Source organism: Lawsonibacter sp. JLR.KK007 (assembly GCF_036941135.1).
Classification (GTDB): domain Bacteria; phylum Bacillota; class Clostridia; order Oscillospirales; family Oscillospiraceae; genus Lawsonibacter.
In genome coordinates this window covers 764,819-786,320 of the sequence record NZ_JAYWSY010000003.1, presented here as the reverse complement: position 1 = coordinate 786,320, position 21,502 = coordinate 764,819, and the positions used below count along the sequence as shown (strand labels likewise).

Here is a 21,502-nt window from a genome sequence, read left to right as displayed (position 1 = left end):
GAAATCGGAAAGGACCGTTCAACCTATGGATATTGTCATTGTAGGCAGTGGAAAAGTGGGCTTCTCCCTGGCGGAACAGCTGGTGAAGGAGGAGCATAACGTCACCGTGGTGGACAACGACGAGGAGGCTCTGCGCCGGGCCGGCGACCAGCTGGATATCATGACGGTCCGGGGCAACGGCGTATCCGCCGCCGCCCTGCGGGAGGCGGTGGTGGACAAGGCCGACCTGCTGGTGGCCGCCACCAACGCCGACGAGGTCAACATGGTGTGCTGCCTCACCGCCAAGGACCTGGGCGCCAAATACACCATCGCCCGAATCCGCAATCCCGAGTATACCGCCAACCTGGCCGAGCTGCGCCGCAACCTAAAGATCGACATGGCCATCAACCCGGAGAACTCCACCGCTGTGGAGATCTCCCGCCTGCTCCGCTTCCCCTCCGCCGCCAACATCGAGACCTTCTGCCGGGGCAAGGTGGAGCTGATGGGCTTCCGCCTGCAGGAGGGGGATTTTCTCATCGACTCCCCCCTCTACGCCCTGCCCGCCCAGGTGAAAAAGCTGTCGCTGCTGTTCTGCGCCGTGGACCGGGGGGGGGACGTCTCCATCCCCAACGGCTCCTTTGTCCCCAAGGCGGGGGACAAGCTGTACATGGTGGGCCGTCCGGACAGTCTGGACCAGTTCTTCCGGCAGCTGGGCCGCTACGCTCCCAAGGTGAAGCAGGTGTTTCTGATCGGGGGCGGCAAGGTGTCCATGTACCTGGCCAGCACCCTGGACCGGATGGGCATCCGCCTGAAAATCATCGAGCGCAGCGAGGAGCGATGCCGCCTGATCAGCGAGCAGTTCCCCCGGGTCACCGTCATCTGCGGGGACGGCACCGACTCCGAGCTGCTGGAATCGGAGAACCTCTCCGCCAGCGACGCCTTCGTGGCCCTCACCGACCGGGATGAGGACAACCTGATCATCTCCCTGTATGCCATGCAGCAGGGGATCAAAAAGGTCATCACCAAGTGCAACCGGCAGAACTATGCCGGCATCGTCCGCTCGCTGGGCCTGGACAGCGTCATCTCCCCCAAATTTGTCACCGCCTCCAACATCGTCCACGTGGTGCGCGGCCTGCAGAACTCCCAGGGCAGCGTGATGAACTCCCTCCACCGCATCGCGGACGGCGGCGCGGAGGCAATGGAGTTCACCGTAGGACCGGCTACCCGTTACCTGGGCGTCCCGCTGAAGGAGCTGAAGCTTCGCCCCGGCGTGCTGCTGGCCGTCATCGTCCGGAAGAACAACATCATCATTCCCGAGGGCTCCTCCTTCCTGCAGGAGGGGGACCGGGTCATCATCATCGCCCGGGGAGGCGGCGTGCTGGACCTGAACGACATCTACCGCTCCGAGTCCATCACGGGAGGGGCCGGAGCATGAACATAAAGCTTGTCTTGAAGCTGGTAGGACGGGTGCTGCTGCTGGAGGCCGCCGCCCTGGCCGTCCCGCTGGTGGTGACCCTGCTGTACCGGGAGGACCCCCTCCCCTTCCTGCTGGCCATCGCGCTGGTGGCCGCGGCCGGCTTCGGCCTGTCCGCCCTCCCCGCCCGGCACACCTTCTTCACCCGGGAGGGCTTTGTGGCGGTGGGACTCATCTGGATCTTCACCGGACTGGTGGGTGCGCTGCCCTTCCTCTTCTCCGGCTGGTTCGCCACCCCCATGGACGCCATCTTTGAGTCCTGCTCCGGCTTCACCACCACCGGCTCCACCATCCTGCCCGAGATCGAGTCCCTGCCCAAGGGCATCCTGTTCTGGCGCGCCTTCACCCACTGGCTGGGCGGCATGGGCGTGCTGGTGCTGGCCACCGCCATCCTCCCCAAGCTGGGCATCCGCTCCCACTACCTCACCCAGGCGGAGACGCCCGGACCGGTGTTCTCCAAGCTGGTGCCCAAGCAGTCCCAGACCTCCAAGATTCTCTACTCCATGTATTTCGCCCTCACCGCCCTGGAGGTGGTCTGCCTGAAGATCGCGGGCATGCCCCTGTACGACTCCCTGATCCACGCCTTCTCCACTGCGGGCACCGGCGGCTTTTCCAACCGGAACGCCAGCGTGGGGGCCTACGACAGCGTGGCCATCGACGTGATCATCACCATCTTCATGCTGCTGTTTTCCATCAACTTTGCGGTCTACTTTCTGCTGCTCACCAGAAAATGGCGGGAGGCCCTGGCCAGCGACGAGCTGCGCTTCTTCCTGTCCGTCGTGGTGGGGGCGACCGCAATCATCACCCTTTTCAACCTGAGCGTGTACGATCACATTGGTGACAGCCTGCGCTACGCCGCCTTCCAGGTGGCCGCCATCATTTCCACCACCGGCTTCGGCACGGCGGACTTCGTGCTGTGGCCCCAGTTTTCTCAGGTGATCATCATTCTGCTCATGTTCTGCGGAGCCAGCGCCGGGTCCACCGGCGGCGGGATGAAGTGTTCCCGGGTTCTGCTCCTGCTCCGGGGGATTCGCCGGGAAATCCACCGCATCACCCACCCCTGCTCCGTCGAGGTGGTCAAGCTGGACGGCAAGCTGGTGAGCGAGGCCACCCTCCACACTCTGCTGGTCTTCCTGGGCGCTTACGTCACCACCATCTTCGCCGCCGCCCTCATCATCTCCCTGGACGGCTGCTCCTTTGCCGTCTCCTTCAGCGCCGCCCTCACCTGCGTCAGCAACGTGGGTCCCGGCCTGGAGGCCATCGGCCCAAGCGGCAACTTCGCCGCCTTCTCCACCCTGTCTAAGGGGGTCATGTCGCTGTGCATGATCATCGGACGTCTGGAGATCTTCCCCATCCTGGTGCTGCTCAGCCCCTCCACCTGGAGGAAGGTTTAAGACTGGGACAAACCAAAAACGAGCCTCCCTGGGGGAGGCTCGTTTTTTTGCGTCAGCCGCAGATCAGCCGGAGCCGGAAGCGGAATTCTTTCCGGTCCAGACGGTACTGGGGCAGAAGCTTCGGGCCGCAGCTGTTGGAGCCGATGCCGTTCTGGGCATAGTCCAGACACAGCACCGTGCTGCCCGAGGGCTCCAGCTCGTAGTTGTGCGCCTTTTGGGTCAGCTCCTCCTGCGTATAGAGGGAGGCGTTGAAGGAAAAGGCCGTCTCGGACACCGCGGTCAGCTTCAGGCCGCCCCCCTGCACGGTCACATAGCCGCAGTCAAAGTGGCTGCCGTTCTCCTGGGGACGGAGGTAGTCCTGGTGGAGCTGGGCCACCGGGCTCTGGAACAGGCCGTGCCAGGAGGCCCGGTGCTTGTCCCGGTAGCTCTCCCAGGGGCCCATGCCGCAGTATTCCACCTGGTCCATGGCCTCCTTCAGGAACAGCCGCAGGCCAAACCGGGGGAGCATGGGGAACTCCGGCTCCCGCCGCACGTACATGTCCATGTCGACCGTCCCGTTTGCCCAGACCACCCACACCGTCTCCACCGTCAGGACCCGCTGCACGGAGGGCGCGCCCACCGACATCCGGCTGCGGATCAGGACGCCCCCCTCCAGGGGTTCCCAGACCGTCTCCCGGGCCTGGGCGGAGGCCCAGTCATAGCGGGCCTTCTGCCACTCCAGCTTGAGGTACTGGTCGTTGTCCGTGGGGGCCCGCCAGAGGTTGACCTCCATAGGCCGGTCCAGCAGCTCCCTGCCGCCCCGGCTCAGGCCGGAAAACAGCCCGGTGCGCCGGTCACAGCGGTAACGGAAGCCCTCCCCCTCCAGCACCAGGGCGGCGTCATCCTCTATGACCTCCACGCTCCCGCTGGAGAGGACCGGATTGTCCATCAGGCGGAGCACGGTCTGGTTGATGTCGCCGCTCAGGAGCAGCTCGTCAAAGCCCAGCATGCAGCCCGCCGGAACGCCGGGGGCGTCCGTCCGCTGCCGGTAGATCAGCCGCAGGTACCCCTGCCCCCGGACCGGGCCGCTCCACTTCAGGGACAGCCTCCCCTCCTGGTGGGGCGGGATGGAGGGGCAGTCCGCCAGTCCCGACTCGGTCACCCGGCCGTCCTGCCGGACCTCATACTGGATGGTGATGGCCTCCTTGAGATCGGTGAAGTCCAGCTCATTGGTCAGCCGGACCGCCCCGTCCTCCCCCAGCCGGGCGCGGGCCGGACGGTGGACGTTCTGGTACTCCAGCAGGCCGGGGTGAGGGGTGCGGTCCGGAAACACCAGGCCGTCCATGCAGAAATTCCCGTCGTGGACTGCCTCGCCGTGGTCGCCGCCATACCAGTACATGGCCTTCCCATTGGGGGCCGGGCCCCGGCTGACCCCGTGGTCGCACCACTCCCACACAAAGCCGCCGCACAGCTCCCGGTGCCTGCGGAACAGCTGGGCGTAGTCCTCCAGGTCTCCGGGACCATTGCCCATCGCATGGCAATACTCGCACAGGAGAAGGGGCTTGTCCGGCCCCGCCTCCAGATAGGCCGTCATCTCCGCCAGGGAGGGGTACATGCGGCTGTACAGATCCAGATTGGAGAAGTCATAGCGCCGCTTGTCCCCGTGGTACAGGGCGCTCTCATAGTGGGTCAGGCGGCTGGGGTCAAACTCCTTCGTCCACCGGAGCGCCTCCTCAAAGGCCCGGCCGTAGGCGCTCTCGTTGCCCATGGACCAGATCACAACACAGGGCCGGTTTTTGTCCCGCTGCACGCACCGGCGCACCCGGTCACAGATGGGTTCCACAAAGTCCGGGTGGTCGGCAATCCTCTCGTTCCACCGGTCCCCCCTGGTCTGGTCGCTGCCGTCCTGGTAGTAGAGCATCCAGGGACCGTGGGCCTCCACATCCGCCTCGGCCACCACAAAAAAGCCGTACTCATCACACAGCTGGCAGAACCGGGGGTCGTTGGGGTAGTGGCTGGTGCGGATGGCGTTGAAGTTGTGCCGCTTCATCAGCACCAGGTCCCGCTCCATATCCTCCAGGGAGACCGCAAAGCCCTTCTCCGGATGGGAGTCGTGGCGGTTGACCCCCCGGAACTTGATGGCCGCGCCGTTGACGTACACCACACTGTCCGCAGCGTGGATCTCCCGAAATCCCACCCGGTCGGTGATGGTCTCCCCCTCGGTCTCCAGCCGCAGCGTATACAGATCGGGGTGTTCCGGACTCCACAGCGCCGGATCGTTTACCTCCAGCCGGATCTGGCCGTTCCGCTCCGCCGGCCCCTTGGCCAGAACCTGGCCGTCCGGGGCCAGCAGGACCGCTGTGACGGGGACTGCTTTGCTGAAATACTCCAGCTGAATGCTGACCGCTGCGGTCCCCTCCCCCAGCTCCGTGCGGACAAAGTAGTCAAAAATACCCTCCCGGGGGCGCTTGAGCAGATAGACATCCCGGAACATGCCGCTCATGCGGAACTTGTCCTGGTCCTCCAGGTAGCTGCCGTCGCACCACTTCAGCACCAGCACGGCCAGGGTGTTGCGCCCGGCGCGCAGGTACCGGGTCACGTCAAACTCCGCGGTGGAGTGGGACACCTGGCTGTAGCCCACATAGTCCCCGTTGAGCCACACATAGAAGCAGGAGTCCACCCCCTCAAAGTTCAGGAAGGCCGCAGGCGCGTCCGGGTCCTCTTCGTAGAGGAAGTCCAGCAAATAGGCCCCGCAGGGATTGTCCTGGGGCACCCAGGGCGGGTCGAAGGGAAAGGGGTACCGGATGTTGGTGTACTGGTGGGCGTCACAGCCATAGCTCTGCCACATCCCCGGCACCGTCACCTCCTGAAAGCCGCTGGCCTCCCCGTTCCAGCGGAAGAAGGGTTCGGTCAGGCCGTAGATGCTCTCGAAATACCGAAACCGCCAGCGGCCGCTGAGCAGCTGCAGCCGGCCGGACCGCTCCCGCTCCCTCGGGAGGACCTCCTGTCCCGGCGGGGCCGGGATAAAGTAGGACCGGGGCGGCATGGTGTTCTCATGCAGAACGCGCAAGTTTTCGTAATGTCTGGGCACGATCATAGGCTGTCCCTCCTCTATACCTGCCGCCAGAGCAGCATATTTTGTTCGAACTGAGCGTCCAGCCTGCCGGAGTCCTTCAGCCAGGCCAGATAGGACCGGACCGTGCTCCCCACCAGGACGTACTGCTCAAAATTCATCGTCAGCCCGCAGTCGGTAAACAGCTTCTGCAGGACCGCCTCAAAGCTGCGGGGTTCCCGGCAGGCTTCCACAATCCGGTCCGCCGTTTCCAACACCTTGTCGATGTTGTACTGGGCCAGCTCCGATATATCCTCCAACGCCTCCGCATGGGCCGGAACAAACCATTTGGCCTGGAGGCGCTTCACCTTCTCCAGCGTATCCAGATAGGCGGCGGCGTCATAAAGGAAACTGATCTGATACTTGTCCAAGGTCTCCCGGCTGGTCAGGCAGTCCGCCAGATAGACCACATCATCCGGCGTCCGGAAGCCCACCATGTCAAAGAAGTGCCCCGGCAGGGGGAGCACCGAAAAGCCCTCGGGCAGGCACTCCGGCGTCAGCTCCAGCGCATCGCTCTCCTGGGCCATGAGAAACTTGTGCCGCAGCTCCCGACAGGGATAGCCGCCGTACAAAAAGGAGGGCTCCAAAATCGGGCGGCAGGTAAAGGCGCGCTCGATCCCCGGCGTGTAGATCCTGCAGCCGGTCTGCCCCTGCAGATACTTGTTGCCGCCGATGTGGTCGGCGTTGGAATGGGTGTTGTAGATCGCCGTGAGCCGCCACCCGTTGGCGTCCAGCAGCTGCCGGACCTTGCGCCCGGCGTCCTTGTCGTTTCCGCTGTCGATCAGACAGACGTCCTGCCCCTCCAGCTTCACCAGCCCGATCTTGGCCGGGCTCTGGATGTAGCAGCTCCGCCCGGAGACCTGAATCAATTCGTACATCAAAAAACCTCCCGTCTATGGTCCTGCCGCTTCTCTGTAGTGTACCATGAAGCGGACCGGATGTCCAGCCGGAGAGGAGCCGCCGGAAGGCCGCTCTCCTCCCCAGGGCAAAAGAAGCCCTGCCCTTTGATCCCATCAAAAAGCAGGGCTTGTTTGTCATGGCACGGGGTCTGGCAGGGACCTCCCTCAAAACTCATACCACCGGATCTCATTGGCGGCCAGATCCAGGGGGAAGCTGGAGCCGTCCCCCCGGCAGACCGTGGTGGACTGGGGCTCGTAGGTGTTGTTGACCACGCAGAATTTTCCGCTGTCCACATAGGCATGGACGTCCACATTGCAGTTGGTGGACAGCCACACATGCAGCTCCCCCTCGCTGCGGGTGGACCACAGCACCGCCCGATGGAGCAGGCGGCTGTTTTCAAAGGAGTAAGGCAGGCCGGAGATGTACACCGCCCGGCCCTTGCCGTACTCGTTCACCGCCAGCTGGACCTCCTTGTCCCGCTGGACCAGCACCTGGGCCCCCTCCAGGGCGTAGATGCTCTTTTTGCCCTCTCCGAAGTCCACCTCTCCCTGGCAGTCGGCCAGGATAAAGTGGTCCCGGTGCTCCTCCCAGTTGTACTTGTCGTAGTTGAGGGTAAAACCGGTCTCCTTCTCCACCCCCAGCACAGACCCAAGCTGGAGATAGCGGCCCTGGTACTGGTGGCCCGAGGGCTCCCCAACGCCAATGAGGCCGCCGCCGTTCCAGACAAACCGCTTCACTGCGGCGGAGACGTTTGGGTCCTCCCAAATTGCCCCGCCGGTGTGGGCGGTGTCGCCGTCCCCCACGTTGAGGAGGACGTCCACCCCGTCCAGGATGGACGGGCCGGCCTTAAGGTCGTCAAAGCTGAGGAACCGCACGTGGAAGGGGGCTCCGGACAGGGCCTCGATGACTCCAGCATAGGAATAGTTCTGCTTCTGATACAGGGCGTGGTGGACCATGTGACAGCCCCAGGACCGGGCCCTGCCCCAGGAGTTGAGGACGGCCACCGTCTTCACGCAGTACGGGGTGGCCCCCTTGATGCTGCCGTACAGCTCCCGGAACTCATTGCAGACCGATTCCACATAGTCGATGAACTCGGGGAACTGGCAGGCCAGCTTCAGGTAGCCGCCGTAGCCGATGCGGTCGATGGGCTTTCTCAAAATGGCCCGGCGGGCGGTGACCCAGTTCTCCTTGGCCTCCCGGACGGGGTCCCCCCCCTCGTGGAAGGTGTCAGGGAAAAAGTAGGGCAGGAACCGCCCCTCGGTGTACTTCACCCCCGGGATGTCGGAGATGAGCCGCAGGGTGGAGCCGTTGCCCACGCTGCCCACCACGGCGTCCAGGCCGATGGACTTGAACTCGTCCAGATAGGGCTCGGTGCCGATCCAGTGGTCCCCCAGGAACATCATGGCCTCCTTGCCCAGCTCGTGGGTGATGTCCACCATCTCCTTGGCCAGGGCGGCCACCTCCCGGCGCTGGAAGGCCATAAAATCCTTAAATTCCTTGGAGGGGACCCGGTACTGGTTGTTGTAGTACCCCTGGTCGATGATGTACTCGGGCCGGAAGGGGTAGCCCACCTCCCGCTCGAACTGCTCCAGGATATAGGGGGAGACGGAGGCGGAATAGCCGTACCAGTCCACATACTTCTCCCGCTTCAGCTCGTCAAAGACCAGGGTGAACTGGTGGAAGAAGGTGGTGTACCGGATCACGTTCACATAGGGGTGGTCAGCGATGAACTTCCGCAGCCGCTCCATGGTGAAGGCTTTGGTCTTGGGCTGGCGGACGTCAAAGGTGATCTGGTGCTCAAAATTGGTCCAGCCGTTGGTGACGGCGTTGTACATGTGGACCGGGTCCCAGATCAGGTAGGCCAGAAAGCTGACGGTGTAATCGTGAAAGTCCTCGGGGCTGCCGATGGTCACGCAGCCGTCCTCATACCGCCACGCCTCGGGGGCCAGGGGCCGGCCGGTGGTGCGGTCCACCACCTCCCACCAGCGTTTGATGTCGTCCCGGTCGTTGACCTCCATCAGCTCGGCGCTGACCCCCTTCATCAGGGGGATGGACAGAGGACCGCCGCTGGCAGTGTGGAAGCCGGTCATGATATAGCACTGCTGGACCTCGTCCGGATTGGCCTTGGCCCAGGCGTTGTCCTTCCGGGTGGTGTAGTAGGTGGAGTAGACCTTGGCGTCCACCCCCTTCAGCTCCTCGGGGTAGTCGGTGCCGTCGCAGTCCCGGATGGCGTCCGCCCCCCAGCGCTTCAGCAGCTCCAGCGTTTCGGGGACCACGTCCACATCGGTAGGGATGGTCACCCGGCCGGTTTTGTATGTATCGCTCATGTATGCCTCCCTTTACAGCTTGCGTTTTTCCGTTTCGAAGGGTTTGTTGTAGATCATCAGGGCGGCCAGCAGCAGGATCACGCCCACAATCATCAGCCCCAGGCCGGACAGTTTGCCCGTCAGGGTCCAGCCATAGATGACCAGGCCCAGCCCCAGGAAGAAGAACAGGGCGATCAGCGTCACCCGCAGACTGGTATGTTCTTTCCAGAATTTCATGGTGTCACCTTAACCTTTCAGTCCGCCCACGGTCATGCCCTGGGTCAGCTTCTTCTGCACGCACATGTAGAGGATCAGGGTGGGCAGCATCACCAGGACCAGACCGGCGTACATGATGCCGAACTCCGCCTTGGACTGCTGGCCCTGCATCAGGTTCAGCAGGCCCACGGGGAGGGTCTTCTGTCCGGTGGAGCTGCTCATCAGGGTCATGGAGATGATGTACTCGTTCCAGAAGGACAGGAAGTTGAACAGGATGATGGTGATGATGGAGGGCTGGGCCATGGGGAAGATCACCCGGATCATGGCCTGACCGTAGCCCGCGCCGTCGATGTAGGCGGCCTCCTCAAAGTCGTGGGGGAGGGTGGCGAAGTAGCCCGACAGCAGGTAGACGGTGAAGGGCAGGGCGGTGGCGGCATAGACAATGGCCAGCATGAACAGATTATTCAAAAAAATGGTTTTTCCGAAGAAGTAGTTCATCCAGCTGTCCCAGTCCCGCATCATCAGGAAGATGGGCACCACGATGTAGTTCACATTGATGAACAGCCCGGCCATAAAGCAGACGTTGAGGAACCGTCCCCCCCGGAACCGGAAGCGGGACAGACAGTAGGCCGCCGGCAGGGCCACCACCAGCAGGATGGCCAGGGACAGCGCCGTGACGAGCGCCGAGTTGAGCATATAGCTGCCCATGCTGGCGGCGTTCCAGGCGTCCACAAAGTTCTGCCAGTAGAAGGAGGCGGGGAGGGTCCAGGGGTTGCCGTAGAACTCGCTGTTCTGCTTCACCGAGGCCAGGAACACCCAGGCCACCGGCACAATGATCACGATGGCCAGCATGGCCAGCACAACGTAGATGAAGACCTGATACAGCCGGTCTCCGGAGGTCTTTTTCGTTGTCATACCAGCGCCCCCTTACATTTCCAGCACATCCCGCGCCGTCACCTTATTCACCAGGGCGGACAGCAGGAAGGAGAACAGGAAGATTACCACGCCGGCGGCCATGGAATAGCCGTAGAGGCCGGCGTCCTTCTGGTTGTACATGAAGCTGAGGGCCACGTCGGAGGAGCCCTTGGCCACCATGGCTTTCACAAACAGGAAGGCCATGTTGATGGTGGAGATGATGAAGAAGGTCAGCGTGGTGCGGATGTTGGTCCAGATCAGGGGCAGGGTGAGCTGGAAGAACTGCTTCACCCGGCCCGCGCCGTCCAGCCCGGCGCTCTCGTACAGGTCTGCGGGGACGGCGGCCATGGAGGCCATGTACATGACCATGTAGTAGCCAATGGCCTGCCACACCATGGCGATGATGATGCTGACGATGACCATAGGCTGGTCCTTCCACAGCACCATGACCTCCCGCCCGGCGAACAGGGAGAAGATGCTGTTCAGCATACCGTTCTCCGGCTTGTAGACGGCGGAGAAGATACCGGCGATGACCACGACGGACAGGATGTTGGGGATGTAGAAGACGATGCGGAAGAAATTCTGGCCCTTGATCTTCTCCCGGGTCAGGATGGCGGCAAAGACGATGGCGAAGAAGAAGGTGATGATGGTCACGGTGACGATGAGCAGGATGGTGTTCTGCATGGAGGCGATAAACTTGGCGTCCTTGAACAGGACCTTGAAGTTGTTCACCCCCACAAAGGTCTCGGTGGGGGAGTAGGCCCCCCGCTCAAAGAGGGACATGCGGAAGACGTTGACGGTGGGCAGTACCATAAAGAGGAAAAACAGGATGACTGCCGGGGCGACACACAAAACGATGAACCGGCTGCGGCCTTTGCTGTGCATGGAATCGCTCCTTTCTCTCAAATCAGCGGCGGCGGTGAGCAGATCCCGCTCACCGCCGCCTGCATGACAGACTATTGATCCAGACTTGCGATCGTTATTACACCAGGTTCTCCCGCATCTGGTCGCTGGCGGACTTGATGCCGGCGATCCACTCGTCCTTGGTCACGTTGCCGCTGACCAGGCCGTTGATGGGATCGAAGAAGACCTCGCGCACGGTGCCCAGACCGGCCACGGAGGCGTAGGAGGAGAAGATGCCTACCACGGCGTTGGCACCGTTGTCGTAGATGGAGTAGAACATCCCGTTGTCGCCCTCCAGCTTGTCAACGATGCCGTTGATGGGCTGGACCGCGCCGCCCTTCAGGAAGATGCCGGCGGCCTCATCGCTGTACATATAGGCGACGAACTGCTTGGCGGCGTCCACGTTCTGCGCGCCGGAGGGAATCCAGATCTGCTCCAGGAAGGCGTAGCTGGCGCCGACGTCCTTGGCGGCGGGCAGGGCGGTCATGCCCCACTGGAAGGCGTCGCCGTCCTCACGGGGGGCGTCGGCCATCTCGCCCACGATCCAGGTGCCGTTGGGCATGAACAGGGCCTTGTTGTCCAGGATCAGCTGCTGGTTCTGGCTGAAGTCGCTCTCGTTGGCCTGGGCGGGGGTCACCTTGGCGGTGTACTCGGCCAGCTTGGCCACGATGTCAAAGCACTGCTGGCCCTCGGCGGTATCCCACACGCCCTCGGCGTAGGAGGTGGCCTGGTTGAAGAAGTCCTGGCCGCCCACGGAGTACATCAGGGCGTAGAAGAAGGCATCAAAGTAGCCGGTGGTGGGGTAAGTAAACAGGTCGATGCCCTCGGCCTTGGCCTTGTCGCCCAGCTCCCACATCTCGTCCCAGGTGGTGGGGACGGTCCAGCCCTTCTCATTGAACAGGTTGGCGTTGTAGAACAGGCCGCAGGGGGAGTAGAACATGGGGGCCAGGTAGGTCTTGCCGTCGCCGTAGGGATTGGTGGCGTTGGTGCCCACAAAGCCGGGAATCAGCTTGCTGCTCACGGTGGCGCTCTCGCCGGGGATGTTCATGGACAGCACGTCGGTGATGTCGGTGATGAGCTTATCCTTGATGAACTGCTCGGTCAGGCCCTTCTCACGGCCGGTGGCCAGCAGCACCACGTCGGGGTAGTCGCCGCCCTGCATGGAGGGACCGATCACGTCCTCCAGGTTCTTCTCCAGGGTGAGGGTGACCTCGATGCCGGTCTCGGCGGTGAAAGCCTCGCAGACCTCCTTCCACATATCGGGGTAGGCGTCAATGTAGCCGGAGGACAGGGCGGCCACCTTGATGGGGCCGGCGGGGGCGGCGGGCTCAGAGCTGTCCTGGCTGGAGCCGGACTGGGCGGGCGGGGTGCTGGACTGGGCAGGGGCGGGGGCGCCGCCGCAGCCGGCCAGCAGGGACAGGGACATGGCGGATGCAAGGAGCAAGCTAAGCATCTTTTTCATCGTTTCAAACCTCCTCAAATTGATGGAACTGCACATTTGGCCGGAATCCCGGGCCTTACGCCTTTTAGTATATATGCGCTCCCCGCCGGAGAACAGCCCGATTCTTGCGCAACTTTTTAGATATATTGCTCTTTTTGGAATTTGCACAGTTTTCTCCCCTCCGCCCCCCTCTCTTTCGGAAAGATCGATAATTTCTCCCGGCAGCGGCGGGGAGCCTGTTCGAAATACATCCCAAACCGCCGCCAAAAATGAGGATCGCTCCTTGGGAGTTGCACAAATGTTGCGCTGGAGGTATAATAGGCTCCAAGGTTTGTATTTTACCCAGTTTCGTAAAATTGCGCAGGATGGGAGGGATCTTCTTGAGCAGCCGTCAATACACCTTTTCCCGGACCGCGCCGGCCTCCAGCCGGGGGGTCCCGCGGCTGAGCTACATCTCGAAAACCCAGTATTCCGAGGAGTGGAACTCCAACCTCCATACCCACGGCTGTGCCGAGCTGTTCTTTATCACCGACGGCCACGGCCGGTTCCGCACCCAGTACGAGGAATTCCCCGTCGCGATCCACGATCTGGTGGTGGTGAACGCCAACGTGCTCCACACGGAGCTGAGCCAGATGGACAGCCCTTTGGAGTACATCGTCCTGGGGGTGGAGGGGCTGGAGGCTGTCAGCGCCGCAGACGGCTGCACCATGCTCCACCTCCACAGCGGCTGGCGGGAGCTGCTCAACTGCCTGGACCTGATGCTGAAGGAGGCCAGGGAGGGCCGTCCCGGCTGGGAGGAGCTGTGCGGCCATCTGCTGGGCGTGGTGCTGATCCTGATGGAGCGGCAGGAGGACCTGTCCCTGGCGGAGGAGTCCCCCGATCCCCGGGGCAGCCGGGAGTGCAGTCTGGTGCGGCGGTACATCGACAACCACTTTAAGGAGGATCTGAGCCTGGACCAGCTGGCCCGGCTGGCCCACGTCAACAAATATTACCTGGCCCACGCCTTCCGCCGGGAATTCGGCGCCTCCCCCATCAGCTACCTGATCTCCCGCCGGGTGGAGGAGAGCCGCTTCCTCCTCCGGGAAACCGACCACACCCTGTCCCTCATCGCCCAGATGCTGGGCTTCTCCTCCCCCAGCTACTTCTCCCAGTGCTTCCGCCGGGTGGAGGGGATCAGTCCCATTGAGTACCGCCGCCAGCACCGGTCCTGAGGACCCGAAAACAGACTGAAACACCCGCCGCAGAGAACTGCGGCGGGTGTTTTGCGGTCTGGACCCAGCTTGCGGGATCAGCCCAGCACAGAGGCGGCAATGGCGTCGGCCAGGGCGTCGATCTCCGATTCGTTGTCCGCCTTGAGGGAGGAGGTGACGGTCATCTCCTCATCCAGGACGGTCATGTTCTTCAGGGACTCAATCTCCTCCTTCATCAGCGCGCCGGAGCGGGGCGCCCAGGAGCCGCTGCCCATGATGGCCACCGTGCGCTTCTGCAGGTTGAGGGCCTTCATGTCCATGAGGAAGTTGTGCATGGGCGGGAAGATGCCCAGGTTGTAGGTGACCGAGGCCAGCACCAGATGGCTGTACTTGAACAGGTCGGAGATCAGGTAGCTGACGTGGGTGGAGGACACGTCATACAGCCGGGTGTTGGTCACCCCCCGGGCGGTGAGCTTGGCGGCCAGAACCTCAGCGGCGGCCTCGGTGTTGCCGTACATGGAGGCGTAGACGATCATGACGCCCTTCTCCTCCGGCTCGTAGGTGGCCCAATGGGTGTATTTGTCGATGATGTAGCCCAGGTCCTTGCGCCACACCGGACCGTGGAGGGGGCACAGGTACTTGATGTTCTCCAGCCCCACGATGCTGGCCGCCTTGTTCAGCAGGGCCACCACCTGAGGACCGTACTTGCCCACGATGTTGGTGTAGTACCGGCGGGCGTCGTCAATCCACTCCCGGTCGAAGTCGAACTCGTCGGCAAAGAGCTTGCCGTCCAGAGAGCGGAAGGAGCCGAAGGCGTCGGCGGAGAAGAGCACCCCGTTGGTGGTGTCGAAGGTGACCATGGCCTCGGGCCAGTGGACCATGGGGGCGTAGACAAAGGCCACGGTGTGCTTGCCGAAGCACTTGGTGTCCCCCTCGGCCACCTCCTGAATGGCGCTGGGGTCCAGGCCGAAGCCGAACTGGTTGAGCAGGGTGACCGCCTTGGGGGTGGTGATGATCTTCACGTCGGGCCAGCGCAGGAGGATCTCCTCGATGGAGGCGGCGTGGTCGGGCTCCACGTGGTTGATGACCAGGTAGTCCAGAGGACGGCCGTCCAGCACCGCCTTCACGTTGGCGATGAACTGCCGGCCCACCGCCCAGTCGGCGGTGTCAAAGAGGACGGTCTTCTCATCCAGCAGGACGTAGGCGTTGTAGGATACGCCGTGGTACAGGGGGTGGATGTTCTCAAACAGGGCCAGCCGGTGCTCGTCCGCGCCTACCCAGTACAGGTCGTCGGTGACCATGCGGTAATTATACATAAGGTTTCCTCCTTAATGTTTTGTTGTGATATGTTACGCCTCAATCTCGATGAACGCGTCCACAGCCTCGCCGCAGTGGGGGCAGGTCCAGCCCTCGGGCAGGTCCTTGAAGGCGGTGCCGGGCTTGACCTCGTTCTCCGGGTCGCCCTGCATGGGGTCGTACTCGTGGCCGCAGCCGTTGCAGACATACAGCTTCCGGGGCTGATAGACCTTCTTGGGGGCCATGCGCTTCATCTTGGTCATGGGCGGGGCGGGCAGCTTCTCGCCGGTGTCCAGAGCGGCGGTGAGCAGGGGCAGAATTTCCATCACGTCGCCCACAATGCCGTAGTCACAGTTCTTGAAGATTTTGGCGTTGGGGTTGGTGTTGATGGCCACAATGCAGGAGGCATCCTTGATGCCCTTCAAATGCTGGATGGCCCCAGAGATGCCGCAGGCGATGTACAAATTCCCCTTGAACTTCTGGCCTGACATGCCCACATAGCGGTTGATGGGTACATATTTCAGCGTCTCGGCCACGGGACGGCTGGAGCCTACCGCCGCGCCGGCGGCTTTGGCCAGGTCCTCAATGAGCTTCATGTTCTCCTTGGCTCCAATGCCCTGTCCAGCGGAGACCACCCGCTCGGCCTGGGTGATGGGGGTGTCCATGGGGATGCCCACGGTGAAGTCGTGGCCGTCCTTTTTCAGGTTGGCCACCAGGGTCTCCACCTTCTCCTGGGCGGTGCCGTCCTTGAGGATCAGCCGCTTCCGGGCGCCCGTCTCGGGCCCGCGAGGACCAGCTGCGGCGGCGGAGGGGGCCTCCTTGGCCGCCTTGCCCAGGATGTGGGAGGCAATGACCACCCGCTGAATTTCGTTGGTGCCCTCGTAGATGGTGGTGATCTTGGCGTCCCGGTAGAACCGCTCCACCTCCATGCCCTTGATGTAGCCGCAGCCGCCGAAAATCTGGAGGGCGTCGTTGGTGACCTCCAGGGCGATGTCGGAGGCGTACTGCTTGGCCATGGCGGACTCCATGCCGTAGGGGACGTGGGCCTGCTTCAGCTCGGCGGCGGAGTAGACCAGGAACCGGGCGCAACGCAGCTTGGTGGCCATGTCGGCAATCTTGAAGGCCACGTTCTGCTGCTGGCAGATGGGCTTGCCGAACTGAACCCGCTCCTTGGAGTACTCCACGGCGGCCTCATAGGCCCCCTGGGCGATGCCCAGCGCCTGAGCCGCGATGCCGATACGGCCGCCGTCCAGGGTGGCCATGGCGATCTTGAAGCCCTGGCCCTCCTTGCCCAGCAGGTTCTCCTTGGGGACCTTCACGTTGTTGAAGTTCAGCTGGCAGGTGGCGGAGGAACGGATGCCCATTTTGTCGTAGTGTTCTTCAAAGGTAAAGCCCTCCCAGCCCTTTTCCACGATGAGGGCGGAGATGCCCCGGGTACCGATGCCGGGGGTGGTGACGGCGAAGACCACATAGGTGTCGGCCTGGCCGCCGTTGGTGATAAAGATTTTCTCGCCGTTGAGGAGGTAGTGGTCCCCCATGTCCTCGGCGGTGGTCTCGGTGCCGCCGGCGTCGGAGCCGGCATTGGGCTCGGTCAGGCCGAAGGCCCCCACCTTTTTGCCGGAGCACAGATCGGGCAGATACTTTTTCTTCTGCTCCTCATTGCCGAAGGCGTAGATGGGGTAGGTGCCCAGTGAGGTGTGGGCGGACAGAATCACGCCCACGCCGCCGTCCACCCGGGCCAGCTCCTCCACGGCGATGGCGTAGCTCAGGGCGTCCGCCCCCGCGCCGCCGTACTTTTTGTCGTAGGGCAGGCCCATGATGCCCAGCTCACCCATCTTTTGGACCACCTCGGTGGGGAACTGGTTGTTCTGGTCCAGCATGAAGGCAATGGGTTTCACCTCAGCCTCGGCAAATTCCCTGACCTTTGCCCGCAGCTCCTCATGCTCCTGTGTGGTTTGATACAGCATACAGATATTTCCTCCTCTATGTTCGATATTCTTTGATGTAGTACCATTTTAGTCCATTATACTGCATCTGCTCAATTTGTCAATCCGGTCAGAAATATTTTTTTCATTTTCGGCGTTTTGACAAATGGAGGCCGCTTCGATCTTTACGCTTTTGCAGGTCCACCACAGGGTTGAGCAGGGGGCGCATCTCGAAGCCGTCAGGGCCGGCAATGCGTTCGGGATCGCGGTACAGGGGGGAGAGCAGACCACCTCCTACAGTCCGAAACGGCTCCATGATAGCCGCTCTTTCGCCAAAAATCAACAGGCTGGTAGGAGCGTCCATCTTTGGCCTGTATATGATCGCACTGAATAGATTGACAAATCACACCCACGGTATATCACTTTTAAGAAAGGTAAATATCCACACACAGTGCCTTGCCGGTCCAGCTGGGGGTAAAAGAGAATCAAGTGCAAATCTTGAGCGATCCGGGCGCAATAAACGGCGAGCGAATTTGGGTACAGAAGAGGTATCGAGAGCGCTTAGCCCAGCCGCTGTGACCAAAACGCGCAGAAAACCGTCCCCGCAAGGCGTGCCTTGCAGGGACGGTTTTTATGCTGAAGCTTCCATAATGACCCGTTTGAAGTTTGCGCGGGGGACAGCGGGCTGCAGAGCCTCACTTGAAGAGCGCATCAGGTACAGAATTCCTCCATCGTATCCAGACACAGACGCCCCAGCGCTCTTCCGGGAAACGCACATCCGCAGGCAATGCCGGTCATGGTTTGGCCGTGGAAGATCCGGTCTGTGCGCCACAGGGTCCTGCCCGGCGTATGACCGAACGCCTGGGGCCGGCTGGGATCATACACCCTGGCCGGTCACGCCGCCCAGGATGTAAGTGTGGTCCCGAAGGGGCCGTCATTCCGCCGGACGCTCCGGCTGAGGGTCCTTTCCCCGGACCTCCGCCGCCAGGATTGCCAGCAGCTGGGCCGCCCGGGGGATGCCGTCCAGCCGCCTGCCGGCGATCTCCTCCAGCAGCAGGCGGTTCCCCCGCCAGATCACCCCGCTTGCGGTGCGAATGCTCCGCTCCACCGCCTTCCAGTTGGTGCCGTACCGCTTTGCCACCTCTGGATACAGGCGCTTGGTCACCAGCAGCAGCCGCTCCTGCTCCTTGGCGCACAGCATGATCCCATAAGAAACATAGAAGTATCCTCTGTAGTTCGCTGTCAGGCCCAGCCGGTGCAGCAAATGGTTGGTGTTCCTCTGCAGATCCTCTTCCATGATCGCTTCTGTTCCCATCTCGATCCCCTCCCACGATTCCTATTCGTCCACTTCTCTTACTATTAAGAGGCTTTCCATTGGAATATGGAAAACCTGACTGATCCGGTAAAGCAGGGAGACAGAGATGTTGGTATCTTTTTCCTTTAAATTGCGCACATGTCTGTCGGTGATGCCGATTTCTTCTGCAAACTCTTCCTGAGTAAAGCCCGCCATCTCCATTGCCTTCATGAATTTCTCATGGTCCAAGAGCGCGGTGGTCATCATGTTCACCCCCTTCCAAAAGCATAGAAGGGGTGGGACAAAATTACCAGGAAAAAAATTTCCGTTATATCAAATTTTGTCGATTTTTGCTCGTTTGTAGAAGCAACACTTCATTCAGTGTGCATGATATGCCGGTTTTTTTTAAAAAATATCCCGAAGCTTTTCCTGGAAAGTCCTTGTACCGCAAGAGCTTCCTCAAAAACTTCGGGATGATTTAACAGGAATTTCCAAATGCAAGACCTCCGGCCCATCCTCCTCAGCGGCGGCCCGGATCAATTGAAGATGATAAAACGGACAATATCTCCTGGAGCATCCGTTCCAGCTGTTCAAGAATACGGTCAAAGCGGGTCACCACATGCTTCAGCCGCTGGAACAAGGTCTCGCCCCCCCTGCTGGTATTCAGGCGTGTCAGAGCCGCCGGAAGGAGTTGGAGGTACCGTCCAGATCTGTGATCGTTCGCTTCATAACAGCGCATCCCCTTTATCCAAATGTATCAACGTGATGAAAGACTTGAACATAGAAGTTGCTTTTCTTGTCCTGCGCCCTTTGGCAGGGCGGCTGAAAGGGGTGTTCCCGCCTCCGAAGCCGCCGAATCAGGACCGGTTATCGCAGCAAAAGGATTATAGCCTGAACTCTTTTTCTTGTCAATATTCACGATCTATTTTTTCGCCCCGCCCCGCAAAATGCCCAGAGCGGAATGCATCTTTGACTTGACAGACCGCCGGAACATGATAAAATTTACCTGTATGACGATACAGCGGAAGGGGCAGGTGAGTACAATGCAGAGGCGCAAGCGGACAGACTCCCATTCTCTGCTGTTCAGTGAGCAGACGTTTCCCATCATTGAACAGATCACAGCGGGGATGCCCGGCGGCTTCTTTATCTATCATGCCGGAGGGGACCAGCGTCTGATCTATGCCAATCAGGCCCTGATCCATATATACGGCTGCGAGACCCTGGAGGAGTTCCAGGCTTACACCGGCTACACCTTCCCCGGACTGGTGCACCCGGAGGACCAGGAGAATACGGAGCAGAGCATCCAGCAGCAGGTATACGCCCACGGCAGCGAGCTGGACTACGTGGAATACCGCATCATCCGAAAGGACGGCGCAGTCCGGTGGATCGAGGACTACGGCCACTTTGTCCACTCCGAGCAATACGGCAGCCTCTTCTATGTCTTTGTCAAGGACGCCACCGAAAAGCACTTCAAAGCCATTGACAACACCCACATAGCTCAGCTGGCTCAGGAGCGGCTGGCGGCCCTGGAGGCTCTGGAGCACGAGACCACCGCCCTGAAGCTGGTCCACGAGATCCTCAGCTCCGGCATGTGGACGATGGACTTCGACCAGCAGGGCCAGATGGTCAGCGTCTTCTGGAGCCAGGATTTCCGCGCCATGATCGGCTACCGGGACGAGGAGGATTTCCCCAACGTGCTCTCCTCCTGGTCCGACCTGCTCCACCCCGACGACCGCGACCGGGTGCTGAAGCAGTATTACGCCACCATCGACGACTACACCGGAAAGACCCTCTACGACGTGGAGTACCGCCTCCTCACCAAGGACCGGGGCTACCGCTGGTTCCGGGCCACCGGCAAGCTCTCCCGGCGGGCGGACGGCACCCCCATCACCTACGTGGGCATGTTTGTAGACATCACCCATCGCAAGGAGACCGACGAAAAGCTCACCGAGCAGCACAAGCTGCTGGAGGAGGCCCTGGAACGGGCTCAGCGGGCCTCCCAGGCCAAGACCATGTTTTTGAACAACATGTCCCACGACATCCGCACCCCCATGAACGCCATCATCGGCTTTACCAATCTGGCCGCCACCCACCTGGACGACCAGGAGCTGGTGCGGGATTATCTGGACAAGATCCGGGCCTCCTCCAGCCACCTCCTCAGCCTGATCAACGACGTGCTGGACATGAGCCGCATCGAAAGCGGCAAGCTGGCCATCGACGCCGCCCCCTGCAGCCTGTCCCAGGTCCTGCGGGACCTCCAGTCCATCATCCACGCCGATGTGGAGAGCAAGGGACTGCACCTCCGCCTGGACGACAGCGCCCTGCTCCACCCCTACGTGGTCTGCGACCAGCTGCGGCTGAACCAAGTGCTGCTGAACATCCTGAGCAACGCGCTGAAGTTCACCCCCTCCGGCGGAGACATCTCGGTCCGCGTCACCGAGCGCCCCGGGGACAGCCCGGACGTTCCCATCTACGAATTCCGCATCCGAGACACCGGCATCGGCATGGCTCCGGAGTTCCTGGACCACATTTTCAAACCCTTCGAGCGGGAGCGGACCTCCACGGTCAGCGGCATCCAGGGCACCGGCCTGGGCATGTCCATCACCCAGAACCTGGTCAACCTGATGAACGGCCAGATCGCCGTGGAGAGCCAGCTGGGCCAGGGCAGCACCTTCACCTGCAGCTTCCCCTTCCGCCTCAGCGAGCCCCCCGGCGCCCAGGAGCGGACGGAGGCCCCCGCCATCCAGCCGTGTACCGGCTGGCGTCTCCTGCTGGTGGAGGACAACGAGCTGAATCAGGAGATCGCCATGACCATTCTGGAGGAGGCCGGCTGCATCGTAGCGGCAGCCTCCAACGGGGCCGAGGCGGTGGACATGGTCCAGCACTCTGCGGACAGCCCCTACGACCTGGTCCTCATGGACATCCAGATGCCAGTCATGGACGGCATTGAGGCCACCAAGGCGATCCGGGCTCTGACCGATCCCAGGCTGGCCCGGATGCCCATCGTGGCCATGACCGCCAACGCCTTCGAGGAGGACCGCCAGCGGGTCCTCTCCGCCGGCATGAACGGCCACCTGGGCAAGCCCATTGATGTGGGCAAGCTGTTTGCCACCCTCCAGGAGATTCTGGGCCATTCCCAGACATAACAAACCGAGTCCTGAGCTTCGAACCGCTCAGG

The 21,502-nt window shown here is 61.8% G+C and carries 16 protein-coding genes; 4 read left to right on the top strand and 12 right to left on the bottom strand.

Translation table 11 applies throughout. From position 1 onward, the window contains the following. Window positions 1–25 precede the first annotated feature (25 nt). Together trkA and VV088_RS22000 are read left to right on the top strand one after the other, a co-directional pair. Complete coding sequence (trkA, locus tag VV088_RS22005; RefSeq protein ID WP_334602793.1) at window positions 26–1,414, top strand: Trk system potassium transporter TrkA; 1,389 nt, start codon at window positions 26–28, stop codon at window positions 1,412–1,414. Further along, window positions 1,411–2,847 (top strand): TrkH family potassium uptake protein, encoded by a 1,437-nt coding sequence (locus tag VV088_RS22000; protein WP_334602792.1) that lies wholly within the window; start codon window positions 1,411–1,413, stop codon window positions 2,845–2,847. Before trkA ends, VV088_RS22000 begins: the two co-directional genes overlap by 4 nt. A gap of 52 nt (window positions 2,848–2,899) precedes the next feature. Here the strand turns inward: VV088_RS22000 and VV088_RS21995 are convergent, their stop codons facing one another. The 7 genes from VV088_RS21995 to VV088_RS21965 form a co-directional block, all read right to left on the bottom strand. Then, complete coding sequence (locus VV088_RS21995) at window positions 2,900–5,923, bottom strand: glycoside hydrolase family 2 TIM barrel-domain containing protein (RefSeq protein ID WP_334602791.1); 3,024 nt, start codon at window positions 5,921–5,923, stop codon at window positions 2,900–2,902. Window positions 5,924–5,937: 14 nt separating this feature from the next. Then, entirely contained in the window at window positions 5,938–6,816 is an 879-nt protein-coding gene (locus tag VV088_RS21990) for an MBL fold metallo-hydrolase (protein WP_334602790.1), read from the bottom strand. Window positions 6,817–7,002: 186 nt separating this feature from the next. Further along, a complete protein-coding gene (gnpA, locus tag VV088_RS21985) occupies window positions 7,003–9,165 on the bottom strand; it encodes a 1,3-beta-galactosyl-N-acetylhexosamine phosphorylase (RefSeq protein ID WP_334602789.1) in 2,163 nt (720 codons plus the stop codon). A 12-nt stretch (window positions 9,166–9,177) separates the two neighbouring features. Then, window positions 9,178–9,381, bottom strand: coding sequence for a DUF6903 family protein (locus tag VV088_RS21980; RefSeq protein WP_334602788.1), 204 nt, complete (start codon window positions 9,379–9,381; stop codon window positions 9,178–9,180). Between the two features lie 9 nt (window positions 9,382–9,390). Further along, window positions 9,391–10,275 (bottom strand): carbohydrate ABC transporter permease, encoded by an 885-nt coding sequence (locus VV088_RS21975; protein ID WP_334602787.1) that lies wholly within the window; start codon window positions 10,273–10,275, stop codon window positions 9,391–9,393. Window positions 10,276–10,287: 12 nt separating this feature from the next. Beyond that, the gene (locus VV088_RS21970) at window positions 10,288–11,160 is read right to left on the bottom strand and encodes a carbohydrate ABC transporter permease (protein ID WP_334602786.1); all 873 of its coding nucleotides are present in this window, start codon (window positions 11,158–11,160) and stop codon (window positions 10,288–10,290) included. A gap of 97 nt (window positions 11,161–11,257) precedes the next feature. Further along, entirely contained in the window at window positions 11,258–12,640 is a 1,383-nt protein-coding gene (locus tag VV088_RS21965) for a carbohydrate ABC transporter substrate-binding protein (RefSeq protein WP_334602785.1), read from the bottom strand. A 359-nt stretch (window positions 12,641–12,999) separates the two neighbouring features. On the opposite strand from VV088_RS21965, the gene VV088_RS21960 reads away from it, so the two are divergent. Beyond that, window positions 13,000–13,830 carry a helix-turn-helix transcriptional regulator gene (locus VV088_RS21960; RefSeq protein WP_334602784.1) on the top strand — a complete coding sequence of 277 codons (831 nt, stop codon included), beginning with the start codon at window positions 13,000–13,002 and terminating at the stop codon, window positions 13,828–13,830. A 77-nt stretch (window positions 13,831–13,907) separates the two neighbouring features. Here the strand turns inward: VV088_RS21960 and VV088_RS21955 are convergent, their stop codons facing one another. The 5 genes from VV088_RS21955 to VV088_RS21935 all read right to left on the bottom strand — a co-directional run bounded on the left by VV088_RS21955 (window position 13,908) and on the right by VV088_RS21935 (window position 18,591). Then, complete coding sequence (locus VV088_RS21955; protein ID WP_334602783.1) at window positions 13,908–15,125, bottom strand: FprA family A-type flavoprotein; 1,218 nt, start codon at window positions 15,123–15,125, stop codon at window positions 13,908–13,910. Between the two features lie 33 nt (window positions 15,126–15,158). Continuing rightward, on the bottom strand, window positions 15,159–17,072 hold the full coding sequence (locus VV088_RS21950) for an acyl-CoA dehydrogenase family protein (protein ID WP_334602782.1): 1,914 nt from the start codon (window positions 17,070–17,072) through the stop codon (window positions 15,159–15,161). 103 nt (window positions 17,073–17,175) lie between these two features. Then, entirely contained in the window at window positions 17,176–17,346 is a 171-nt protein-coding gene (locus tag VV088_RS21945; protein ID WP_334602781.1) for a hypothetical protein, read from the bottom strand. A 618-nt stretch (window positions 17,347–17,964) separates the two neighbouring features. Then, window positions 17,965–18,345, bottom strand: a complete 381-nt coding sequence (locus VV088_RS21940; protein WP_334602779.1) for a sporulation initiation factor Spo0A C-terminal domain-containing protein — start codon at window positions 18,343–18,345, stop codon at window positions 17,965–17,967. Window positions 18,346–18,366: 21 nt separating this feature from the next. Beyond that, window positions 18,367–18,591, bottom strand: coding sequence for a helix-turn-helix domain-containing protein (locus VV088_RS21935; protein ID WP_334602778.1), 225 nt, complete (start codon window positions 18,589–18,591; stop codon window positions 18,367–18,369). Window positions 18,592–19,367: 776 nt separating this feature from the next. Here VV088_RS21935 and VV088_RS21930 point away from each other — a divergent pair. Continuing rightward, a complete protein-coding gene (locus VV088_RS21930) occupies window positions 19,368–21,470 on the top strand; it encodes a PAS domain-containing protein (protein ID WP_334602777.1) in 2,103 nt (700 codons plus the stop codon). Window positions 21,471–21,502: the final 32 nt, after the last annotated feature.

Coding starts and splice junctions, on each gene's coding strand:
- trkA (WP_334602793.1), top strand. CDS start 26: ATGGATATTGTCATTGTAGGCAGTGGAAAAGTGGGCTTCTCCCTGGCG.
- VV088_RS22000 (WP_334602792.1), top strand. CDS start 1,411: ATGAACATAAAGCTTGTCTTGAAGCTGGTAGGACGGGTGCTGCTGCTG.
- VV088_RS21995 (WP_334602791.1), bottom strand. CDS start 5,923: ATGATCGTGCCCAGACATTACGAAAACTTGCGCGTTCTGCATGAGAAC.
- VV088_RS21990 (WP_334602790.1), bottom strand. CDS start 6,816: ATGTACGAATTGATTCAGGTCTCCGGGCGGAGCTGCTACATCCAGAGC.
- gnpA (WP_334602789.1), bottom strand. CDS start 9,165: ATGAGCGATACATACAAAACCGGCCGGGTGACCATCCCTACCGATGTG.
- VV088_RS21980 (WP_334602788.1), bottom strand. CDS start 9,381: ATGAAATTCTGGAAAGAACATACCAGTCTGCGGGTGACGCTGATCGCC.
- VV088_RS21975 (WP_334602787.1), bottom strand. CDS start 10,275: ATGACAACGAAAAAGACCTCCGGAGACCGGCTGTATCAGGTCTTCATC.
- VV088_RS21970 (WP_334602786.1), bottom strand. CDS start 11,160: ATGCACAGCAAAGGCCGCAGCCGGTTCATCGTTTTGTGTGTCGCCCCG.
- VV088_RS21965 (WP_334602785.1), bottom strand. CDS start 12,640: ATGAAAAAGATGCTTAGCTTGCTCCTTGCATCCGCCATGTCCCTGTCC.
- VV088_RS21955 (WP_334602783.1), bottom strand. CDS start 15,125: ATGTATAATTACCGCATGGTCACCGACGACCTGTACTGGGTAGGCGCG.
- VV088_RS21950 (WP_334602782.1), bottom strand. CDS start 17,072: ATGCTGTATCAAACCACACAGGAGCATGAGGAGCTGCGGGCAAAGGTC.
- VV088_RS21945 (WP_334602781.1), bottom strand. CDS start 17,346: ATGGAGCCGTTTCGGACTGTAGGAGGTGGTCTGCTCTCCCCCCTGTAC.
- VV088_RS21940 (WP_334602779.1), bottom strand. CDS start 18,345: ATGGGAACAGAAGCGATCATGGAAGAGGATCTGCAGAGGAACACCAAC.
- VV088_RS21935 (WP_334602778.1), bottom strand. CDS start 18,591: ATGATGACCACCGCGCTCTTGGACCATGAGAAATTCATGAAGGCAATG.
- VV088_RS21930 (WP_334602777.1), top strand. CDS start 19,368: ATGCAGAGGCGCAAGCGGACAGACTCCCATTCTCTGCTGTTCAGTGAG.